Genomic DNA, 20,022 nt, shown 5'->3' with positions numbered 1-20,022 from the left:
CTCCCCCCGGCGGCCCACAGCACGGCGCGCGCGGAACCCCGCCCCACCAGCCGCCCGCCCAGCAGGGCCGCCAGGCAGTAGCCGGCGTAGCTGCCCGCGGCGACCACGCCCGCGACGCCCGCGGACAGCCCGAACGCGGCCCGGAACTCCGGCGATGTACGCCCACTTCGCGGGCAAGGACGGGCTGGTCGCGGCGTACCTGCAGCAGCGGCACGAGGTGTGGCGGCGGATGTGGGACGAGGTGCTCGCCGGCCTGAGCGAGCCGACCGAGCGACTGCTGTCGGTGTTCGACGCGCTGGCGCTGTGCCGCCGGCGCGCGGGCGACCAGCGCGGCTGCGGCTTCCTGGCGGCCGCCACCGAGCTGCCACCCGACCATCCGGGACAGCGCTGGCTGGACGCCGACTCGCTGCTCCTGACCCAGCGGCTCCGCGAGCTCGCGGTGGCCGCCGGCGTGGCGGATCCGGACGGCGCGGCGGCCGCGCTCCTGCTGCTCTACGACGGCGCGCTCAGCCGCTCCGCCCGTGCCGCGACGACGCCCGGACTGCCCGACGACGACCCGCTGGCGCGAGCTCGTGACCTCGCGGCGGAACTGGTCGCCGGATCGCTCCGACGCTGAGCCGGCCCGGCCCCGCAGACGACGGTGCCGCCCTCCGGGCGGACCCGGACGGCGGCACGATCGGCGGAGCCTCGGGAGCGAGGGTCAGCGGGCGTTCTGGGCCGCGAGCCGCAGCGCCTCCTCGTGCAGGCCGGCGTCGACCTGGACCTCGTACTCGTCGGCTTGGATCGACTGCACGCTGGAGAAGTCGCGGTGACCGCCGGTCGCCCAGTGGCCGATGAAGCCGGCCAGCGCGCCGAACAGGGCGGCGAGCGGAACCGTCGTGAGCAGGACACCCCACCAGACCGGCCCGATCGTGAAGATCAGGAACAGCAGGGCGACGAAGAGGCCGATCCAGGCGCCCGTGCCGGCGCCGTACAGGGCGGCGCGCCCCTTGCTCATGCGCCCGGTCACGTCCTCCACGGTGCGCACTCCGTTGCCGACGATCCGGATGTTCTCGACGGGGAACTTCGCGTCCGAGAGCTGGTCGACGAGGCGCTGCGCCCCTGCGTAGCTGTCGAAGCGGGCCAAGGTGACGAGACGGTCGGTGAGAACCGTGCGAGCGTTGGCGGTGGTCATCGTCGTGCTCCTTTCCTATTAGTTGGTCTAGTCTCACTAGCGTGTCCACCGACGAGCCTGTTCCTGGATCCGAGGATCGATCTGCCGAGATCTCCGAGGAGCACGCCCAGTTGCACGCCGCGCTCACCCGGGTGCTGCGGTGGGCGTCGCGCGAGGCGGTGGTGCGCGAGCTGGCCGGGCCGGACGCCGTCGGCCTCTCCCCCACCGACCTCTGGCTGCTCGACGGCGTCGTCCGGCACGGGCCGCTGCGCATGGGCGACATCGCGACATGGCAAGGAGTCGACAAGTCCACCGTCACCGCGCAGTTGCGCCGGATCACCGACCGCGGGCTGGTGGTCCGCACGCCCGACCCCACCGACCGGCGGGCGGTCCTCGTCACCGCCAGCGACGCCGGGGTCGCGCTGCACCGCACCGTCACCAGCTCCGGAGCCGCGGTCCTCGCCCGGCTGCTCGCGGGGTGGAGCCCCGCGGAGCGGCGGGACCTCGCCCGGCTCGTGAGCCGCTTCGCCGACGGGCTCGCGCCGGGCCCCACCCGCCGCTGACGGCAGGGCGGCCGTCGATCAGTCCAGGAAGACCGCGCGGGCCCGGTCGGTGTCGGCGTCGGTCCACCCGGGCGGCGGGGCGACGATCGTCCAGGCGTCCAGCAGCTGGGCGGCGTAGTTGTGCCCGTACCCCATCGGCGGGTAGGCGGCGTTGGTGAGATCGGCGCTGACCTGCCAGAACGTGACGACGGGATACCAGCTCATCGCCGGGTTCACGCCCACGCCCCGCGGCTCGACCAGCCAGTCGGGGCGGGTGAACAGCAGGTCCCACGACCACCACACGACCGGGTCGGTCGGGTGCATCAGGTACGCCACCCGCGGCTCGAGCCAGGGCTCGCCCTCGTCGAGCAGGTCCTCGGGTGCATCGGCGAACCTGACCACCAGACCGCCCGCGTACTCCGGGTCGACCTCCGGCGTGCCCGGGTCGCGCCGCTCGACCAGCTGGCTCCACAGCGTGTTGCTGTGCGGCGGCCCCGTCCACAGCACGCCGTCCGTCCGCTCCCGGATGTCCCGCAGCCCGTCGAACGCCGCCTCCGACCCCTGCGATCCGAGGCTCTCCCCGTAGACGAGCAGCCGCGGACGGCGCTCCTCCGGGATCTGCTCCAGCCGCGCGTGGACGGCGTCGAACAACGTGCGGCCGGACTCCTCGGCGCGGCTGCGGTCGACCAGGAAGGAGATCCAGCTGGGCAGGTAGGAGTACTGCGTCGCCACCGTCGCGACGTCCCCTCCGTACAGGAGCTCGAGCGCCTCCGGTGCGGCCTGGTCCACCCAGCCGGTACCGGTCGTGGTGTTCACCAGCAGCACCGCCCGGTCGAAGGCGCCGGTGCGCTCGAGCTCGGCCACCGCCAGCTCGGCCTGCTCCTCGAACCCGTCGGCACCCTCGAGGCCGACGTAGACGCGGATCGGTACCTGCACGTCGGCCGGGGGCCGCCCGGAGGCCGCCGCCATGCGGGCGCGGGAGGGGCCACCGGCGACGAACGCCTGGCCGTAGTGCCCCAGGGTCGCCCACGACGAGAGCGAGGGCGGCGAGCCGGAGCGTTCCTCGAGCTCCGGCTGGGTCACGCCGTCCGGCGTGGTCTCGTTGGTGAGGCTGAAGCTGGCGTCGGCGGTGTTCAGCGCCCAGCGCAGCACGATGCCGTCGACGATCCCCGCGGTCAGGAGCGTCACGACGACGACGCCGACGCCGAGCGCCACCGGCGGCGGTACCGGGAGCCAGCGGCGCAGGAGCCGGGCGGTCCCCCGCACGAGCAGCCGGAGCCCGCGGGCCAGGGCGACGAGGACGGCGGCGATCAGCACGATGACCGGGGCGGCGCGCAGCCAGCCGGCGCTGGTCTGCGGGTTCAGCCCCACCAGGTCGCGCGCCCCGCGCTGCCAGTCGGCCGCGATGACCAGGACGACCAGCAGGACAACCGGGATCGCGACCAGCAACGCCGTCCACGCCCCCCGCCGCACCCGCTCGGGCACCGACCGATCGGCCCACACCACGGCGCGGCGGTGCAGCTCGGTGCGACGCACGAGCCAGGCCACGAGCACCCCGGAGCCGTAGCCGAACCCGGCCGACAGGCCGCTGACCACGCCCTGGAACACCCAGCTGCGCGGCAGCAGGGACGGCGTCATGGCCAGCAGCGCGAAACAGGGTGGCCACCACCAGCCCCGTCGGGTCGGCCCGCAGCACCCGCCAGCCGCGCCGGTCCAGCAGCGGAACGGCCTCGCCCTGCGCGCGGGTCGCCGTGTCGCTCGCTGCCACCCGGAGACCCTGTCACGCCGAGGCGGCCGCCGTGGCCAGCAGGCCCAGGCTGTTCGTGCCGAGGTGCAGGCCGATCGGCGCGAGCAGGCTGTGGCTGCGCAGCCGCAGCCAGGCGAAGACGAGCCCGCCCAGGGTGGTGAGGAGAACGGTCCCGACCACCGAGGCGCCGGCGAGCAGCGGGGTCGGCGCGGCCGCCGAGTCGTCGAGCGCGGTGCGGACGTGCCAGAGGCCGAACACCACCGAGGTTCCCACGACGGCGGCCCGGTCCGGCAGCCACCGCCGCGCGACCGCCAGCAGGACGCCGCGGAACGCCGTCTCCTCGCACAGCACGACACCGACGGGGATGAGGACGACGGCGCGCAGGACCAGCTCCGCCGAGGTCGGACCGCCGGCAGCGGCGTCGGCCAGCGCGGCGCGTCCGGCCGGCACGGCCAGGGCGACGAGGTAGCCCGCCGCACCGACGGCGAGCGCCGTCCCGCCCCACCGCGCACCCGCGCGCCAGGCCGAGCGGCGCAGCCCGAGCTCCGCCCACGTCAGCCCCGCCGCCCGTGCCACCACGACCAGCCCGACGGTCCCGGCGACGTTGACGGCGGCGCGCACCCCCGCCACGGACGGCACGGCGGGGACGACGACGTTGCTCCAGGTCAGCAGCCCTCCGGCCGTGACCACGAGCGGCAACCAGCGCCGGACGACACCTGCGGGGCGACGGACCACGGACCCTCAGCCCGGGAGCTGCTCGGCGACCGGGACGACTCCGCCGGCGCTCCACCAGGTGTCGCGCATGGCCTGCCCCCAGCCGCTCGGAGTCTCGCGAGCAGCTACCCCGGGACGTCGTTCCGCACACCGCCGGGAGGCGCGGCACCCGTCCGCGGTCCGGCGGTCAAGGGGCCGGCGTCGTCACCTCGGACGAGTCCGGATCGGGCTGCGGGTCGAGATCCGCGTCGAGGTCGGGGTCGGAGAACCTCGGGGAGCTGCGCCGGTAGGCCACGACCGCGGCCACGATCGCACCGACCACGGGCACCGCGAGGAACAGGCCGACGATGCCGAAGGCCATCCCCGCGGTGGTGGTGAGGAGCAGCGTCACCAGGGGTGGGAAGTTCACCGCCCGGGACAGGAGGAGCGGGGAGAGGACGTTGCCCTCGATCTGCTGGACGGCGAGCACGATCACGAGGGCCCACAGCGCGGTCGACCAGCCGCCGGCGACGAACGCGACGCCCACCGCGGCGACGCCGGCGAGGGTGGCCCCGACCAGTGGGATGTACCCGAGCACGAAGGTGAGGGCACCGATCGGCACCGCCAGCGGCACACCGAGCACGAGCAACCCCGCCCCGATCAGGACGCCGTCCACCAGACCGGTGAGCGTCGAGGCGTAGAACCACCCGCCGGTCGTGGTCATGACCGCGCGGAAGGAGTCGGTCGCCGGCCGGCGGGTGTGCTCGGGGAGCAGCGCGTTGAACTGCCACCACAGCTTGTCCCCGCCGGTGAGCGCGAAGATCGCGAAGAAGATGGCGATGCCGAGCACCGTGGCGACGTTGCTGACGGCGCCCACGCCGGCCACGACCCCCGAACCCAGACCGTCCAGCAGGGCGCCCACGGTGCTCTCGAGCTGACCGAGCGCCTCGCGGGCCACCGGCGACTCCTCGGTCACCGGCAGGTCCGCGGCCCAGTCGGTGAACGTGTCCACCAGCGAAGCACCGGCATCCACGAGCCCGGGGATGTTGGCGATGATCTGCGAGACGACGAAGTAGCCCAGCAGCGCGAAGGCGCTGAGCAGAGCCAGCACGCTGGTGATGGCCGCGAGGACCGGCGGCCACCCGTGGCGGCGTAGCCATCGAGCCACCGGCCACAGCATCGAGACGACGGCGAACCCCAGGACCGCGGCGGTGACGGCCAGCGTGACCTGGAGCGCCATCCACAGCACCGCGGCCACCGCGATCAGGATCACCAGGAAGCGTGCGGCGATACCTGCCCCGCGATCGAGCCACACCGGATAGGGACGGCGGTCGACGGCCGGCCTCGTCATGGCGTCCGCCCAGGACGGCCGCGTGGTTCCTCACCCTGCTCCGACACGTTTGCTCAGTCCTCCGACACCTGCTCACGGAGCCAGCGGTCGAGGGTCAGCCGCAGCGGAGCGCTGATGGGGGCGTCCACGGTGACCTCGCCCGCGCGGTCGAAGGTGAAGGTGACCTCCAGCGACTGCCCGCTGGTCAGGGTGGGATCGTCGATCCCGACCAGGACGAGCACCGGTCCGTCCGGGCCGTCGGTGAACACCGTCTCCTCCGCCGGGATTCGGATCGCCGGATCCGACGACTCCGGGTTCTCGTCCAACACCGCACCGGTGAAGTCAGGACCCGACACCTCGATCAGCTCGTCGGCCTCGTCACCGGTGTTGACCATCGCCACCCCGAGCAGCGCCGCCGTTCCGATCTGGTAGATGCCGGCGGGCGGATTGTCGAGCCGGATGTTGCGCAGCTCCATGTCCCCGACCGACGCCTCGACGCCCGGACCACCCAGTTCTTCTCCGGCGTCGTCCCCACCGCAGCCGGCCAGGACGACGGGAGACAGCAGCAACGCGCCGAGCACGGATCCGGTCCGGCGCCGGACGGACCGGCCGGTCACCCTCGTTTTACCCATGTCTTCTCCTCTCGTCGTCGGCACCGAGGTGCCGTGCCTGACCGCTGCAGCGCGGCTGACCGGCGCGACGCGATGGCCGGCAGGAGGAACCGGCTCGTCAGGTCGCCGCTCGCGCCGAGGAGGACAAGGGTGTGCATCAACGAGGTCCTTCTCCTCAGGGCCACGGGGCTCGGCTCCGCCGCTCTACCCGGCACCACGGGGAGGAACCCTCACGCGAGCGAAACCGGAGGCGCCCGATGCAAGCCGAACAGGTGACCGATCCCGTGGCCTACCACGGGGAAGGGCCGGTCTGGTCGGCTCGGTGGGGTGGCCTGCGCTGGGTGGACATGCTGGCCGGCGACGTGCTGTCCCTGGCCGACGACGGCACCGTCGGCCGCCGCCACGTCAGCGAGATCGTGGCGGCGATCCGGCCCCGTCGCGGCGGCGGCGCGGTGCTCGGCGTCGAGCGGGGCTTCGCCCTCGAGGACGCCGACGGCACCCTCACCCACCTCCCTCGGGTGTGGGACGACGAGGGCATCCGGATGAACGAGGGCGGCTGCGACCCCGACGGCCGGTTCTACTGCGGCTCGATGGCCTACGACCAGGAACCCGGCGCGGCCTCGCTCTACCGGCTGGACCCCGACGGCAGCACCCACACGGTGCTGGAGGGGGTGACCGTCTCCAACGGGCTGGAGTGGAGCCCGGACGGGTCCCGCGCCTACTACAACGACACAGCGACCTCCAGCGTCGCCGTCTTCGACTACGACCCCGAGCGCGGGCTGCACGGACGGCGCACGTTCGCCGAGATCCCCGAGGGTGGGTGGCCGGACGGTCTCACCGTCGACGCGGACGGCGGGGTGTGGACGGCGCTCGCCGACCGCGGTCAGGTATGGCACTTCACCGCCGACGGCAGGCACGACGAGGTGATCGACCTCCCCGTCGGCATGGCCACCGCCTGCACCTTCGGCGGTGCCGACCTCGACCAGTTGTTCATCACCACCTCCCGGGAGAACCTCCCCCCGGACGCCGATCCGCTCGCCGGCTCGCTGTTCCGAGCGGACGTGGGGGTCCGGGGCCTGCCGGTGCGCGAGTTCGGTGGCTGAGCGCAGGACGACACCATCGTCGAGGAGTCCCCATGACACAGCCCACCGTCGCCGAGCAGCTCGTCACCATGGTCCGGGACGCCGGTGCACGGCGGATCTACGGCGTGGCGGGCGACAGCCTCAACCCCGTCGTCGACGCCGTCCGCCGCACCGACGGGATCGACTGGGTGCACGTCTCCCACGAGGAGGGCGGCGCGTTCGCCGCCGCCGCCGCCGAGGCGCAGGTGACCGGGCGGCTCGCGGTGTGCGCGGGCAGTGCCGGACCGGGCAACACGCACCTGCTGCAGGGCCTGTACGACGCCCAGCGCAGCGGCGCACCGGTGCTGGCGATCGCCTCCGACGTCCCGTCTACCGAGGTCGGCACCGGTTTCTTCCAGGAGACCCACCCCGAACGGGTCTTCCAGAACTGCTCGGTGTGGTGCGAGCTGGTCACGCCGCCGCAGATGCCCCACGCGCTGCGGGCGGCGATCCAGGCGGCGATCGGCAGGCGTGGCGTGTCCGTCGTGGTGCTGCCCGGCGACCTCGCCGCCCAGGAGTCCGGCGGCCCCGCCCAGGGGCCGGCCCTCGCGGTCGAACCCTCGCCAGTCGAGCCGGCAGCGGAGCAGGTCGACGCCCTGGCCGCTGCGATCGAGGCCGCCCGCACGGTCACGCTCTTCTGCGGCTCCGGTTGCCGCGGTGCGCACGACCGGGTGATGGCCCTGGCCGGACGGTTGCTCGCCCCGGTCGGGCACGCGCTCGGCGGCAAGGAGTGGATCCAGTACGACAACCCCTACGACGTCGGCATGAGCGGGCTGCTCGGCTACGGAGCCGCGCACAAGGCCACCCACGAGGCCGACCTGCTGCTCCTGCTCGGCACCGACTTCCCCTACCGGGACTTCCTGCCCCAGCGGAACACCGCCCAGGTCGACGCCCACCCTGGGCACCTCGGCCGCCGGACGCCGCTGCAGGTCGCCGTGCACGGCGACGTCGGCCGGACGATCGACGCGCTGCTGCCCCTGCTCGCGCGGCGAAGCGACCGCACGTTCCTCGACTCGATGCTGCGGCTGCACGCCGAATCGCTGGAGCGGGTCGTCGACGCCTACACCTCGCGGGTCGAGAAGATGCGGCCGATCCGCCCCGAGTACGTCGCAGCCCAGCTGGACGACCTGGCCGCCGACGACGCCGTCTTCACCGTCGACACCGGGATGAACAACGTCTGGGCCGCCCGCTACCTGACGCCGAACGGACGGCGCCGGGTGATCGGGTCGTTCACGCACGGTTCGATGGCCAATGCCCTCCCCACGCGATCGGCGCCCAGCTCGCTGTGCCCGGGCGCCAGGTGCTGTCCATGTCCGGGGACGGCGGGCTGGCGATGCTGCTCGGCGAGCTGATCACCGTCCGGCTGCACCGGCTGCCGGTCAAGATCGTCGTGTTCAACAACGCGTCGCTCGGGATGATCAAGCTCGAGATGATGGTCGACGGCATCCCCGACTACCAGACCGACTTCGAACCGACGAACTTCGCCGCGATCGCCGAGGCGGTGGGCATCACGGCGCTCCGCGTCGAGGACCCGACCGAGGTACACGGCGCGCTCGCCGATGGGCTGAACCGCCCCGGCCCGGTCCTGATGGAGTTCGTGACCGACTCCAACGCGCTGTCCATCCCCCCGGCCATCACCGGCGACCAGGTCCGCGGCTTCGCCCTGTCGGCCACCAAGCAGGTCCTCGGCGGCGGCGTCGGGAAGATGGTCGACCTGGCCCGTGCCAACCTGCGCAACATCCCCCGGCCCTGACGGGCGCCAGCGGGTCGACCAGCCGCGCTGCTCACCGCCGTCGCCCGCTCGCGTCGAGCGAGGACTGACCCGAACCGCGCCGCGAAGCGAACGTTTCCTCAAGGTGCCAGCATGGCGGCATGGACGCCAGGCCTGCACGGATGCTGACCGATGCCGACTGGGAGATCCTCCGGACCGTCCGGTTGGCGGCCTTCCGCGATTCCCCGGAGAGTTTCGTCGCCGGCTACGACGAGGAAGCGCAGCAGGACGAGCAGTTCTGGCGGGATCGGCTGCGGCGGTCGCGCTGGTTCGTCGCGGAGCGCGAGGGCGAGGCGATCGCCGTGGTCGCGCTGGGCACCGAGGGTCAAGAGCCGGGCGACGGGGAGATCTTCGGTCTGTGGGTCTCCCCCGAGGACCGGAGGAGCCGCCTCGGCTGGGACCTGGTGCGGACAGCCGTGAACCAGGCAGCTGTCGACGGGCACAGCCGCCTGTACTTCTGGGTGGTATCGGACAACGGCCCGGCCGTGGCGCTCGCCAGCGTGCTCGGGTTCCGGCCCACCGCCGAACGCCGGACGGTCCGTACCGCGGGGGCGGAGACGGATACCGTGGAGATCGCGATGGTGCTGACGCTCACCCCGGACCCGATGTCGGTCGTGAATCCCGAGGTGCCCTGACCGGGCCCCTCAGGTGGGGCCGGCCCGACGGAGCCGGCTGTCCCAGAGGCGGCCTGCTGTTCAGCTCCGCCAGTAGTCATTGGCTGCCGCGATCGTCGCGAACTCGACGGCGACGACGTGTGCGGCCGCCGTCAGCGAGTCCGGGTCGTTCGCGTACATCGGACGGAGCCCCTTCCGCACGTCGGCGTCGGTCTGGATCGCGCCGATGGACTTGCGCGCCAGCGACATGGCCAGTTGCCGCCCCTCCTCCGGGGTCGCGGTGATCAGGGTGTTGCCGGGGACCAGTTCCATGACGACTCCGTCTCGATCGACTCGCGCTGCTGCGACTCTGTTCCCGGAGGCTCTCGCAAGAACCGCGCTCTGGCCAGCTCTGGCCGTGAACCCCAGGTCAGATCCCGGTGCTCACCTCCGGCAGCGTGCGGGCCGTGACCACGCCGGCGGCGCCGAGCAACGCCAGGAAGACCAGCGCCGCCTCGGCGCTGAGGAGGGCGAGGAGGCTGCTGAGCCCACCCGCCACCAGCAGCAGCAAGCCCATCGCGGTGTTGGCCACGGCCACGTACGCGGTGCGGCGGTCCCCGGCCGCCATGTCCACGACGTAGGTCTTGCGCGCCACCCGCACGGCGGTGTGGGTGAGCGCGAGCAGCAGGTAGACGACCGGGTACAGCAGCGTCCACTCGCGCACCTCGGGGACGGCGTGCAGCGCGAGGAAGCCCGCGATGACGGCGCTCGCGACAGCGGCACCCCAGATCAGCACCCGACGGCTGGACCTGTCGGCCCAACGGCCGAACAGGCGGCCCCCGACCAGGCTGGCCAAGCCCGAGGCGATCACGAACGCGCCCAGTCCGCTCAGGCCCCCGCCGTGCCCCGCGGCGAGCGCGACGACGAAGGGCGGGCTGAGGGCCGAGACCAGCAGCAGGGTGCGCACGAACACGAAGCGCCGGAACGGCGCGTCGGCCCGCAGCAGGTCGACCGACTTCCGCACCCAGCCCGGCCCGCCGTCAACGGGCGGCGCAACCTCGCCGGCCGGCTCCCGGATGCCCGCGTAGACCGCGATCGCCGCCACCCAGGCCAGCGCCGCGGCCACGAGCAGCCAGACCAGCGGGCCGGAATCGTTCCCGCCGAGCAGGCGGATGCCCACGCCCACCGTGATGGCGACGCCGCCGGACAGCAGCGTGGCGAGCCCGGTGATCTGACCGCGCTGCCCCTTCGGGACGGTGCGGCCGAGCACGTCCTTGCTGGCCAGGGAGTTCAGCGCACGCGAGAGGGAGAAGACCGCGAGCGCGACGAGGATCGCCACGCCCGCAGCCGTGCCGCTCGCCGTAGCGGCGGTGACCGCCATCGCTGCGGTGGCCAGCGCCTGCCCCGCGGAGCCGGTCACCCACAGCCACTTGCGCACCGGCTGCCTGCGCACCCGCGGCACGAGCGCCGCCTGGGGCAGCATCGAGCCGGACTCCCGGATCGGCACCAGCAAGCCGACCAGCCCGGCGGGCACTCCGAGCGCCGAGAACAGCCACGGCAGCACGGTCTTGGCGTTGACCACCTGGTCGCCGGTGCTCTGCAGCGCCTGGGCGGCGATCTGGCGGAGCCCGTTGGCGGCGACGTCGCCGGTCGTGCCGCCGCGGTCGCCCTCGGGAACGCGGACGAGGCGCTCGTACAGGGGTCTCACGGAACCGGAGCATTCCTCACGACGCGCCGGGCCCCGTCGGTGACCTCGGCCCGGGCCGGACGCCCTGGACCGGGTCAGCCGGCCGCGCGCCGGCTGCGCGCGGCCTCCGCCAGCACCGCCAGCATCTCCTCGGTGGTCCCGGGGTCGACGCAGGCGTCGGTGATGCTGCAGCCGTAGGTCAGCCGCTCGGGGTGGCGCTGGTCGAGGTCCTGCCGGCCGGCGACGAGGTTGCTCTCCACCATGACGCCCCGGATCGCCGGTTCACCGCCGGCGATCTGTGCGGCGAGGTCGCGCACGACCTCGATCTGTCGGCGGTGGTCCTTCTGGCTGTTGCCGTGGGAGGCGTCGACGACGATCGTCTCGGGCAGGCCGCGGGCGGCGAGCTTCTGCCGGGTCGACGCGATGTGGGTGGCGGAGTAGTTGGGCCCGGTGCGGCCGCCGCGCAGGATGACGTGGCCGGTGTCGTTGCCCGTCGTCGACAACTGGGCGCTCACCCCGTGAGCATCGACGCCGAGGAACTCGTGCGGGGCGCGGGCGGCCACGATCGCCTGGACGGCGGCGTCCACGCTGCCCTCGGGCGAGTTCTTGAAGCCCACCACCGAGGAGAAACCGGACACCCGCTCCCGCGCAGTCTGGTCGGTGACGTTGCGGGCGCCCACGCCGTTGTAGGTGACCAGCCCGTTGACGTACTGCGGGGTGAGCGCGTTGAGCGGCTCCGCCGCGACCGGCACGCCCAGGTCGGTGATCCGGCACATGAGCATCCGGGTCGCGACCAGCCCGACGCTGATCCGGCTCGAGCCGTCGAGGAACGGGTCGTAGGCGAAGCCCTTCCAGTCCACCTCGGTGCGCGGCTTCTCGGTGTAGGTGCGCATGACGATCTCGAGGTCCGCGCCGTGCCGTGCCCGCATGCGGGCGAGGAACTCCGCGTACTCCACCGCGCCGGCTGGGTCGTGGATCGAGCAGGGCCCGGCGATGACGACCAGCCGGTCGTCATCGCCGGTGAGGACGTCGGTCACCGCCCGGCGGGCGGACCGGGTGGTGGTCACCGACGCCGGGGACAGTGGCACGACCGAGGCGACGGCGGCCGGCGTGACGACGACGCTCGAGCCGGTGATCCGGGCGTTGACCAGGTCGCCGAGATCGACCGGGGGCGCGTCCGCCACGCCCAGTCGTCGGTGCACTTCCGGCAGCAGTTCGGCCAGCGCGGCGTCGATCTGCGCGTTCACCCGCGTCTGCACCTCGACGAGCTGGCCGGCGATCCGGGTCGCCTCCGCCAGCAGCGCATCGGGCAGCTCATGAGGCATCGCGTCCACCGTGGACCTCCACCGGTCTCGATCGTGCACGACCCGGGACGAGGCCGCGCACGCACCAGCATCGCCTGCCGCCCGACCGAGCCGGACACCGGACCGCAGCCGAGACGGCTCGGGCCGGACCCCACGAGGGGTCCGGCCCGAGCTGTCGAGCGCGACGGTCAGCCCTGCTGCGGCTCCAGCTCGCTGCGCAGCTCGCGCTTGAGGAACTTGCCGGCGGGGTTGCGGGGCAGCGGCGAGGTGCGGATGTCGATGACGGTCGGGATCTTGAACGAGGCGAGCCGCTCGCCCAGGAACCCGACGAGCTCGTCCTCGGTCAGCGTGGCGCCGTCGTTGAGCACGATCACCGTCGCGACCTCCTCGCCCAGCCGCTCGTGCGGCACACCGAGGACGGCGGCCTCCATGACGGCCGGGTGCTCGTAGATGGCCGCCTCGACCTCGGCGCAGTACACGTTCTCGCCGCCGCGCAGGACCATGTCCTTGAGCCGGTCGTCGACGTAGACCAGGCCCTCCTCGTCGAGGTGTCCGATGTCGCCGCTGCGCAGCCAGCCGTCGACGAGCGTCTCCTCCGTGGCGTCCGGACGGTTCCAGTAGCCACGGATCAGGTTGGCGCCCTTGAACCAGATCTCGCCGCGCTCGCCGACCGGCAGCAGTTCGAAGGTGCCGGGATCGCGGATCTCGACCTGCATGGGCAGCGGCACGCGTCCAGCGGCCATCGGCTTGTCGAGCGCGTCCTGGCCGGCCAGGCTCGGGCCGAGCGCGTTGGTCTCGGTCATGCCGTAGGAGAAGCCGGGGCTCGCGGCCTTGAACGCGTTGTCGATGTTCGCGATGAGCGCCGGCGGCGTGGGCGCGCCACCGCCGCCGACCGACAGCAGGCTCGAGGTGTCGTAGTCGTTGAACTTCGGGTGCTGCAGCATGTCGATGCTCTGCGTCGGCACGCCGACGAAGGCACTGAGCTGCTCGCGCTCGATGAGCTGGAGGGCCGCCTCCGGGTCCCACTTGTACATGATCGCGAGCTTGCGGCCGGCGACCAGCGAGCCCAGCATCACGGCCACGCAGCCGGTGACGTGGAACAGCGGGACGGCGAGGATCGCGCCACCGGGCGGGGCGTCGGGATCCTCCGGGGGCGTGACCAGGGCGGCCACCATGCCGCGGGCCAGGAAGCCCATCACCGAGCTCACCAGCGCCCGCTGCGTGGAGACCGCGCCCTTGGGGCGGCCGGTGGTGCCCGACGTGTAGAGGATGGTCGCGTCGTCCTCGGGGTCGACGGTCACCTCCGGCAGCGGCGCGCCGGGGACCACGACGTCCTCCCACCGGTCCGTGCCCTCGATCGGTGCGGAGGCGCGGACGACGACGATCCGGGCGCCGAGGCGACTCGCGGAGGCGGCCGCGAGCTTGGCCCGCTGCTCATCGGCGACGATCACCGTCGTACCGGAGTCCTCGAGCGCGAAGTCGAGCTCGTCCTCGGTCCACCAGGCGTTCATCGACACGCTGATCGCGCCGATGGAGAGGATCGCGATGAACGACTCGACCCACTCCGGGTAGTTCCGCATCGCGATCGCGACCCGGTCGCCCTTCTTCACGCCGTAGCGCTCGACCAGGGTGGCGGCGAAGGCGTCAGCCTCGGCGAAGGTCTCGGCGAAGCTGCGCCGCTCCTCACCGAACACGAGGTAGGGCGCATCGCCGTGGCCGCGGGCCAGGGCGAAGATCTCGCGCATGCTCGGGGGCGCGTGCTTGAAGACGTCGTAGGTCACCCCGTCGGGCCGCGTCCAGGGCTCCAGCTCGAACATCTGCCCCGGGCTCGTGACCTGCGCCACGGCCTCCTCGTGACTCACTGACACGGACGACGCCTCCTAGACGGTGCTACGACGAGACGCCGAGGAGTGACCCCGGCTGCAGCGAACACTTTCACGGTCGAACCATTGTGGGCAACAGTCGTATCGCGGCGCGTCCGGGGGTTGGGACTGTGCGCCGCGCACCGTCGTCGCCATCGACCTGGCGACAGGCCGCGCGACCGGAACACCCGACCGGTGGACGACAACTTCTGACGAAGCGGACCGGTCCGTCTCGTCCGGTGCAACTCTCGTGACAGCAGGGATGGGAACTTACGGTCGGTAGCAGCACGGGCGCACAACGTCGCCGGTGACGAGCCATCCCTCCCGCAATCCGCGGACCACACCGAGGAGAACGACGTGTCCCTTCCCCACCGCTCCGCCGCTCCCGCTCTCGCCCGCCCGGCCGCTCACCCCCACCGCCCCGGCTACCGCCCCGCCGTCCCCGGCCAGCGTCCCGCCGTCCCCGGCCAGCGCCTCGCTCCTCAGCACGCGGGCGCCGCCCCGGTGCTGCAGCGCCCCGCGCCGCGCCCCGCCGTCTCGTTCCTGACCGTCACCGAGGTGGCCGCGATCATGCGGGTCTCGAAGATGACCGTGTACCGCCTCGTGCACGGTGGCGAGATGGCCGCCGTCCGGGTCGGCCGGTCCTTCCGCGTGCCCGAGCCGGCCGTGCGCGAGTACCTGGCCGGCGCCCGCACCGACGTCGCCTGAGTACCCGAGGGGCGGTCGGACCGGCGTCCCGGGGACGGGTGCCCGCGGATCCGCCGGGTAGGTAGGTCGGCGACCGCAACGCCCGGGAGGACGCATGGCCGCGCGTGGCGAGTGGCCGCCGGCTCGCTGGACGCGACGCCTGTCGGACCTCCTGGCGACCCACCCCCGGCTCGGCCTGGCGGCCAAGGCCGCGCTCGCGGCCTCGGCGGCCTGGGTGCTCGTGCAGCTGATCCCGGGTCCGGGAGCCGACTATCCCTACTACGCGCCCCTGGGTGCGGTCCTCGCCACCTCCACGACGCTGGCCGGCTCGGCGCGCGAGTCCGCGCAGGCGGTCTCCGCCATCACCCTGGGTGCCGCCGTCGCCCTCGCGGCGGACGGTCTCCTCGGACCGAACGTGGTCGCCATCGCCACGGTCATCGCCGTCGGTGTGCTGCTGGCCGGCTGGGAGCGGCTGGGCAGTTCGAGCTCGTGGGTGCCCACCTCGGCGCTGTTCGTGCTGATCATCGGGCACGCGAACCCCTTCCACTACGTGCTGGGGTACGCCGGGCTCACGCTGCTCGGAGCGCTGGTCGGCGTCGCCGTCACCGCGGCGTTCCCTCCGCTGCCGCTGACGCCGGCCTCGGTGCAGCTGGGCCGGCTCCGGCAGACGCTGGCCGAGCAGCTGGACGACGTCGTCGACGGTCTGCAGCAGGAGCACCCGCCGACGGAGGACGAGTGGCGCGGCCGGATGCACGCCGTCGAACCCGTGCTCACCCAGATGCGCGCGGCGGTGCGGGAGGCGGACGAGGCCCGGCGCGGGAACCGGCGCGCCGGTCGGTACCGCGGGACGGCGGAGCGGCTGTACCAGCAGGCCCGGGCCCTGGAGCGGCTGGCCTTCCTCATCGAGGACCTCACCCGGCTCATCGCCGAGACGGAGATCGCCGAGAACGAGGACGTGGCCCTGGGTCCGTCACTGCGGCCGGCGGCGGCGCGGGCGCTGGCCGGCCTCGCGGACGTCCTGCGGTCGGTGGAGGGAGCCACCGCTGACGACGAGGCCACCGAGCGGGCCTACGACGCCCTCGAGCAACTCGTCGCGGCGTTGCGCCACACGCGCGCCACCACCGACGAGGACCTGTTCGCCGCCGGCGGGATCGTGGAGAACGTCCGTCGATCGCTGGCGTCGGTGGGACGGCCGCCGGAGCGGTCGGACCCCACCCGGTAGCTGCGCGACCCCTCCGGAGCCTCCGGAGGGGTCGCGAGCTAGCTGATCGAGGTGGTCAGCGGTTCTTCCACTGGGGCGCACGCTTCTCGGCGAAGGCGGTCGCGCCCTCGCGGGCGTCCTCGCTGGCGAAGACCGGGCCGATGACCTTGCTCTGCTCGGCCCAGCCCTGCTGGAACGTCCAGTCCTGCGCCGAGCGGACGATGTGCTTGGTGGCGGCCACGGCCAGCGGCCCGTTGGCCGCGATGGTGGCGGCCAGCTCCAGCGCCTCGTCGAGCGCCTTGCCCGACGCGGCCACGCGGTTCACCAGGCCCACCTCGGCGGCGCGGGTCGCGCTGATCGGGTCGCCCGTCAGCAGCAGCTCCAGCGCGATCGACTGCGGGATCCGTCGGGGCAGCGCGAGCGCGGCGCCGCCGGCGGCCACCAGCGAGCGCTTCACCTCGGGGACGCCGAACCGGGCGTCCTCGGCCGCGACGATGAGGTCGCAGGCGAGCAGCAGCTCGAAGCCGCCGGCCAGCGCCCATCCCTCGACGGCGCCGATCAGCGGCTTGCGCGGCGGGGTCTCGGTGATCCCGCACAGGCCGCGGCCCTCGATGCTCGGCGTCTCGCCGCGCATGAACGCCTTGAGGTCCATCCCCGAGGAGAAGGTCCCGCCGGCGCCGGTCAGGACACCGACCCGCAGCTCGTCGGACGCGTCGAGCTCGTCAACTGCCGCGGCGACGCCGTCGGCCACCGCCTTGTTGAGGGCGTTCTTCGCCTCCGGGCGGTTGATGGTGATGATCAGGACGCCGTCGCGGCGGTCCACCTGCACCTCGTCGGACACAGGACTCTCCCTCGGTCGGTCACGCATGGGTCGGATCGTCGTGCGGTCGGGCGGGTGCCCGGCGGAGACGGGCCGGGGGCGCGGCCGCGTCAGCGACCGCACCCCCGGCTCGACGTCACTTCGGCTGGAGGCGGGCGCCGCCGTCGAGGCGGATCAGCTCGGCGTTCATGTAGCTGTTGGCCAGCACCTCGACGGCGAGGGTGGCGAACTCCTCGGAGTAGCCCAGGCGCTTGGGGAAGAGCACGTCGCGCTTGAGCTTGTCCTTGAACGCCTCGGAGGCCTCGCCCGAGCCGTAGATCGGGGTGTCGATGAGGCCGGGGGCGATGGTGTTCACCCGCACGCCGATGGCGGAGAGGTCGCGGGCGATCGGCAGCGTCATCGAGACGACGGCGCCCTTCGAGGCCGAGTACGCGGCCTGCCCGATCTGGCCGTCGAGCGCGGCGACGGAGGCGGTGTTGAGGATCGAGCCCCGCTCACCGTCCTCCAGCGGCTCCTCCTGCGCCATGGCCGTGCCGACGATGCGGATGGCGTCGAACGTGCCGATGGTGTTGATCTCGAGGACCCGGCGGAAGGTGTCGAGGTCGAAGGCGGTCTCGTAGCCGCCGCGGCCGACGGTGCGCATGGCCGAGCCGATGCCGGCGCAGTTCACCAGCACGCGCACCGGGCCGAGGGTCTTGGCCTGCTCGGTGGCGGCGATGATGTCGTCGGTCTTGGTGACGTCGACGTGGGCGAACTGGCCGCCGATCTCCGACGCGAGCTCCTTGCCCTTGTCGTCGGAGATGTCCGCGACGACGACCTTGGCGCCACGCGCGGCGAGGGCGCGAGCGGTGGCCGCCCCCAGTCCGGACGCGCCTCCGGTGACGATGGCGGACACATTCTCGAGCTGCACGGGTACTCCCTGGTTCGGTCGACAACTGAGGCGAAGCTAGCCAGGGATGGACCTTATTTGCAACGCTCTGTTGCAAGAAGTCTTGGGTGTTTTCCGGCGTCGTGCGACGCTCCCCGGGTGAGCGAGACGACGCACCGCGGCCGGCCACGTGGCCTGAGCGACCGCGTCCGCCAGGAGGTCCACGCCGCCGTCCGTCGCCTCCTGGTCGACGAGGGCTACGCCGCGATGCGCCTCGAGGACGTCGCGGCCGCGGCCGGCGTCCACAAGTCCACGCTCTACCGCCAGTGGGCGACCAAGGCCCAGCTGGTCCGGGACGTCCTCGTCACGGGCGAACTCGAGCACTACCCGCGGCCCGACGAGGGCAGCCTGGCCGCCGACGTCGAGGCGCTGGTCAGCGGGCTGACGAGGCTGTTCCGGGATCCGACGACGGTGGCGTTCGTCCGCACCCGCGCCACGGCCGACGACCCGGAGCTTCGGGGCAGCCTGCACGAGCTGGCCCGGCAGGACACCGCCTTCATGCGCCTGCCCTTCGAGCGGGCGATCGCGCGCGGCGAGCTGCCGCCGGACACCGACGTCGGCATGCTGGTCGAGCTGCTCTTCTCACCCCTGCTGGCGCGCCTCGCCGTCACCGGGCTGCCGGTCGACGACGAATTCAGCCGCCGGCTGGCGAGCACCTTCCTCGTCCTCGCCGCGCCCCCCGCCGCAACCTGGGCACCGCCCGGTGCGGCCGACGGCGACGCGCTCAGCCGGTCGGGACGAGGTCCGCGGCCGCGTGCCAGGCGCTGAGGTCGAAGCCCGGGGCCGAGGCCTCGGCCAGCGACGGGCTGCGGTGGCCGGCGAGGATGCGCCGCGCGAGGACGTGCTCGCCGGCCCGGTTGACCGTCTCGACCGCGACCAGCCGGTCACCGCGGTAGCGCAGGAAGATCTTCTGGCGGGGGTCGGGCACGGCCAGCTCCACGGTCAGGTCCCCTGTCTGCGCGAGGCCCGCGATCTGGATCTTGAGATCGCCCTGGTCGGACCAGAACCACGGCAGGGCGTCGTAGCCCGCCGAGGCGCCCATCAGCCGGGCGGCCACGTGGCGGGCCTGGTCGACGGCGTTCTGCACCGATTCCAGCCGGATCCGGCCGCCGGCCGGCGCGCTCGGGAAGCTCACTGCGTCCCCGATGGCCGAGATGTCAGGATCGCTGGTGAGCAGTTGTTCGTCGACGCGGATGCCGTTCTCGATGGCGAGCCCGGCAGTCTCGGCCAGCTCGGTCTCCGGGACGACGCCGATGCCGTAGACGACCAGGTCGGCCGGCAGACGGCGCCCGTCGCTGCTCTCCACCCCGGTCACGTGGCCCTCGCCGTCGATGGCGGCCAGCGCCTGACCGAAGTCGAACCGCACGCCCCATCCCTCGTGCGCCGCGCGGATGAACTGCGCCATCTGCTCGGAGACCGCACGCGCCATGGGGCGTTCGGCGAGTTCCAGGACCTGCACGGTGGCGCCCTGCGCCGCCGCGACCGCGGCGAACTCCAGGCCGATGAAGCCCGCACCGGCCACGACCACCTCGACGCCGCGCCGGATGCGGGCAGCCAGTTCGTCGGCGTCCGCACGGGTCCGCATGCCGATGACGCCCTGCAGGTGAGCACCCGGGACCGACAGCTCGCGATTGCGCGACCCGGTCGCGAGGACCAGGTGGTCGTACTCGAGCACCCTGCCACCCGCCAGGTGGACCTGGCGCTCGGCGCGGTCGACGGTGACCACCCGGTCGTGCACCAGGTCCACCCGCTGCTTGGCGTACCAGTGCTCCTGCCGTAGCAGCAGCCTGCGGGCCTCCAGCTGCCCGAGCAGGTACGCCTTGGACAGCGGCGGGCGCTGGTAGGGCAGGCCGGGTTCGCCGTGGATCAACGAGATCGATCCCTCGAACCCGGCCTGCCGCAGCGAGGCCGCGATCTGGGCACCTCCGGCGCCCGCACCGACGATGACGACAGATGCCGGAGTCACGGCTTC

General features: G+C 73.2%; 21 protein-coding genes. 9 read left to right on the top strand and 12 right to left on the bottom strand.

Translation table 11 applies throughout. The features are described 5' to 3' along the window. Window positions 1-154 precede the first annotated feature (154 nt). Window positions 155-616 (top strand): TetR family transcriptional regulator, encoded by a 462-nt coding sequence (locus tag A6V29_RS12440; RefSeq protein ID WP_137160587.1) that lies wholly within the window; start codon window positions 155-157, stop codon window positions 614-616. Window positions 617-700: 84 nt separating this feature from the next. On the opposite strand, the gene A6V29_RS12435 is transcribed toward A6V29_RS12440, so the two are convergent. Further along, window positions 701-1,174 carry a TIGR04086 family membrane protein gene (locus A6V29_RS12435; RefSeq protein WP_137160586.1) on the bottom strand — a complete coding sequence of 158 codons (474 nt, stop codon included), beginning with the start codon at window positions 1,172-1,174 and terminating at the stop codon, window positions 701-703. A 41-nt stretch (window positions 1,175-1,215) separates the two neighbouring features. Here A6V29_RS12435 and A6V29_RS12430 point away from each other — a divergent pair, with 41 nt between their 5' ends. Beyond that, a complete protein-coding gene (locus tag A6V29_RS12430) occupies window positions 1,216-1,716 on the top strand; it encodes a MarR family winged helix-turn-helix transcriptional regulator (protein ID WP_170977854.1) in 501 nt (166 codons plus the stop codon). Window positions 1,717-1,734: 18 nt separating this feature from the next. On the opposite strand, the gene A6V29_RS12425 is transcribed toward A6V29_RS12430, so the two are convergent. From A6V29_RS12425 to A6V29_RS12410, 4 genes are all read right to left on the bottom strand, one after another. Further along, complete coding sequence (locus tag A6V29_RS12425; RefSeq protein ID WP_137160584.1) at window positions 1,735-3,333, bottom strand: alpha/beta hydrolase; 1,599 nt, start codon at window positions 3,331-3,333, stop codon at window positions 1,735-1,737. Between the two features lie 142 nt (window positions 3,334-3,475). Further along, complete coding sequence (locus A6V29_RS12420; RefSeq protein WP_212719332.1) at window positions 3,476-4,177, bottom strand: CPBP family intramembrane glutamic endopeptidase; 702 nt, start codon at window positions 4,175-4,177, stop codon at window positions 3,476-3,478. Window positions 4,178-4,343: 166 nt separating this feature from the next. Beyond that, a complete protein-coding gene (locus A6V29_RS12415) occupies window positions 4,344-5,486 on the bottom strand; it encodes an AI-2E family transporter (protein ID WP_137160583.1) in 1,143 nt (380 codons plus the stop codon). 53 nt (window positions 5,487-5,539) lie between these two features. Continuing rightward, the gene (locus A6V29_RS12410) at window positions 5,540-6,097 is read right to left on the bottom strand and encodes a copper chaperone PCu(A)C domain-containing protein (protein WP_137160582.1); all 558 of its coding nucleotides are present in this window, start codon (window positions 6,095-6,097) and stop codon (window positions 5,540-5,542) included. A 236-nt stretch (window positions 6,098-6,333) separates the two neighbouring features. Here A6V29_RS12410 and A6V29_RS12405 point away from each other — a divergent pair, with 236 nt between their 5' ends. The 4 genes from A6V29_RS12405 to A6V29_RS12395 all read left to right on the top strand — a co-directional run bounded on the left by A6V29_RS12405 (window position 6,334) and on the right by A6V29_RS12395 (window position 9,603). Then, window positions 6,334-7,179 carry an SMP-30/gluconolactonase/LRE family protein gene (locus A6V29_RS12405; protein ID WP_137160581.1) on the top strand — a complete coding sequence of 282 codons (846 nt, stop codon included), beginning with the start codon at window positions 6,334-6,336 and terminating at the stop codon, window positions 7,177-7,179. Between the two features lie 32 nt (window positions 7,180-7,211). Then, window positions 7,212-8,549, top strand: a complete 1,338-nt coding sequence (locus tag A6V29_RS12400; protein WP_249933197.1) for a thiamine pyrophosphate-binding protein — start codon at window positions 7,212-7,214, stop codon at window positions 8,547-8,549. Next, window positions 8,507-8,950, top strand: coding sequence for a thiamine pyrophosphate-dependent enzyme (locus tag A6V29_RS21650; protein ID WP_249933196.1), 444 nt, complete (start codon window positions 8,507-8,509; stop codon window positions 8,948-8,950). The genes A6V29_RS12400 and A6V29_RS21650 overlap by 43 nt, the downstream gene beginning before the upstream one ends. A 119-nt stretch (window positions 8,951-9,069) precedes the next feature. Beyond that, entirely contained in the window at window positions 9,070-9,603 is a 534-nt protein-coding gene (locus A6V29_RS12395) for a GNAT family N-acetyltransferase (protein WP_137160580.1), read from the top strand. Between the two features lie 60 nt (window positions 9,604-9,663). On the opposite strand, the gene A6V29_RS12390 is transcribed toward A6V29_RS12395, so the two are convergent. The 4 genes from A6V29_RS12390 to A6V29_RS12375 form a co-directional block, all read right to left on the bottom strand. After that, window positions 9,664-9,894 (bottom strand): hexameric tyrosine-coordinated heme protein, encoded by a 231-nt coding sequence (locus tag A6V29_RS12390; protein ID WP_137160579.1) that lies wholly within the window; start codon window positions 9,892-9,894, stop codon window positions 9,664-9,666. Between the two features lie 97 nt (window positions 9,895-9,991). Then, the gene (locus A6V29_RS12385) at window positions 9,992-11,269 is read right to left on the bottom strand and encodes an MFS transporter (protein ID WP_137160578.1); all 1,278 of its coding nucleotides are present in this window, start codon (window positions 11,267-11,269) and stop codon (window positions 9,992-9,994) included. Window positions 11,270-11,343: 74 nt separating this feature from the next. Beyond that, a complete protein-coding gene (locus A6V29_RS12380) occupies window positions 11,344-12,573 on the bottom strand; it encodes a 3-deoxy-7-phosphoheptulonate synthase (protein WP_137160577.1) in 1,230 nt (409 codons plus the stop codon). Between the two features lie 167 nt (window positions 12,574-12,740). After that, window positions 12,741-14,420, bottom strand: coding sequence for a class I adenylate-forming enzyme family protein (locus A6V29_RS12375; RefSeq protein WP_137160576.1), 1,680 nt, complete (start codon window positions 14,418-14,420; stop codon window positions 12,741-12,743). A gap of 351 nt (window positions 14,421-14,771) precedes the next feature. Here A6V29_RS12375 and A6V29_RS22200 point away from each other — a divergent pair, with 351 nt between their 5' ends. Both A6V29_RS22200 and A6V29_RS12365 read left to right on the top strand, forming a co-directional pair. Next, window positions 14,772-15,122: a helix-turn-helix domain-containing protein gene (locus tag A6V29_RS22200; protein WP_137160575.1), complete on the top strand. Its 351-nt coding sequence runs from the start codon at window positions 14,772-14,774 to the stop codon at window positions 15,120-15,122. A 94-nt stretch (window positions 15,123-15,216) separates the two neighbouring features. Beyond that, a complete protein-coding gene (locus A6V29_RS12365; protein WP_137160574.1) occupies window positions 15,217-16,323 on the top strand; it encodes an FUSC family protein in 1,107 nt (368 codons plus the stop codon). A gap of 55 nt (window positions 16,324-16,378) precedes the next feature. Here A6V29_RS12365 and A6V29_RS12360 read toward each other — a convergent pair whose 3' ends face one another. Together A6V29_RS12360 and A6V29_RS12355 are read right to left on the bottom strand one after the other, a co-directional pair. Next, window positions 16,379-17,143, bottom strand: a complete 765-nt coding sequence (locus tag A6V29_RS12360; protein WP_137160573.1) for a crotonase/enoyl-CoA hydratase family protein — start codon at window positions 17,141-17,143, stop codon at window positions 16,379-16,381. Between the two features lie 115 nt (window positions 17,144-17,258). Next, the gene (locus tag A6V29_RS12355) at window positions 17,259-18,032 is read right to left on the bottom strand and encodes an SDR family NAD(P)-dependent oxidoreductase (RefSeq protein WP_137160572.1); all 774 of its coding nucleotides are present in this window, start codon (window positions 18,030-18,032) and stop codon (window positions 17,259-17,261) included. A gap of 117 nt (window positions 18,033-18,149) precedes the next feature. Here A6V29_RS12355 and A6V29_RS12350 point away from each other — a divergent pair, with 117 nt between their 5' ends. Beyond that, window positions 18,150-18,818 carry a TetR/AcrR family transcriptional regulator gene (locus A6V29_RS12350; RefSeq protein WP_212719326.1) on the top strand — a complete coding sequence of 223 codons (669 nt, stop codon included), beginning with the start codon at window positions 18,150-18,152 and terminating at the stop codon, window positions 18,816-18,818. Here A6V29_RS12350 and A6V29_RS12345 read toward each other — a convergent pair. Continuing rightward, window positions 18,775-20,016 carry an NAD(P)/FAD-dependent oxidoreductase gene (locus A6V29_RS12345; RefSeq protein ID WP_137160571.1) on the bottom strand — a complete coding sequence of 414 codons (1,242 nt, stop codon included), beginning with the start codon at window positions 20,014-20,016 and terminating at the stop codon, window positions 18,775-18,777. The two genes, A6V29_RS12350 and A6V29_RS12345, sit on opposite strands and share 44 nt — an antisense overlap. Window positions 20,017-20,022: the final 6 nt, after the last annotated feature.

Origin of the sequence: Blastococcus sp. CCUG 61487 (assembly GCF_005222955.1) — a bacterium.
GTDB lineage: Bacteria > Actinomycetota > Actinomycetes > Mycobacteriales > Geodermatophilaceae > Blastococcus.
The sequence above is the reverse complement of the archived record's forward strand: the minus strand, read 5'-3'. Positions and strand labels throughout refer to the sequence as shown.

Bases quoted from the DNA above. Each gene is read 5' to 3' on its own strand.
- A6V29_RS12440 (WP_137160587.1), top strand. From the start codon at position 155: ATGTACGCCCACTTCGCGGGCAAGGACGGGCTGGTCGCGGCGTACCTG.
- A6V29_RS12435 (WP_137160586.1), bottom strand. From the start codon at position 1,174: ATGACCACCGCCAACGCTCGCACGGTTCTCACCGACCGTCTCGTCACC.
- A6V29_RS12425 (WP_137160584.1), bottom strand. From the start codon at position 3,333: ATGACGCCGTCCCTGCTGCCGCGCAGCTGGGTGTTCCAGGGCGTGGTC.
- A6V29_RS12415 (WP_137160583.1), bottom strand. From the start codon at position 5,486: ATGACGAGGCCGGCCGTCGACCGCCGTCCCTATCCGGTGTGGCTCGAT.
- A6V29_RS12410 (WP_137160582.1), bottom strand. From the start codon at position 6,097: ATGGGTAAAACGAGGGTGACCGGCCGGTCCGTCCGGCGCCGGACCGGA.
- A6V29_RS12405 (WP_137160581.1), top strand. From the start codon at position 6,334: ATGCAAGCCGAACAGGTGACCGATCCCGTGGCCTACCACGGGGAAGGG.
- A6V29_RS12400 (WP_249933197.1), top strand. From the start codon at position 7,212: ATGACACAGCCCACCGTCGCCGAGCAGCTCGTCACCATGGTCCGGGAC.
- A6V29_RS21650 (WP_249933196.1), top strand. From the start codon at position 8,507: ATGTCCGGGGACGGCGGGCTGGCGATGCTGCTCGGCGAGCTGATCACC.
- A6V29_RS12395 (WP_137160580.1), top strand. From the start codon at position 9,070: ATGGACGCCAGGCCTGCACGGATGCTGACCGATGCCGACTGGGAGATC.
- A6V29_RS12390 (WP_137160579.1), bottom strand. From the start codon at position 9,894: ATGGAACTGGTCCCCGGCAACACCCTGATCACCGCGACCCCGGAGGAG.
- A6V29_RS12380 (WP_137160577.1), bottom strand. From the start codon at position 12,573: ATGCCTCATGAGCTGCCCGATGCGCTGCTGGCGGAGGCGACCCGGATC.
- A6V29_RS12365 (WP_137160574.1), top strand. From the start codon at position 15,217: ATGGCCGCGCGTGGCGAGTGGCCGCCGGCTCGCTGGACGCGACGCCTG.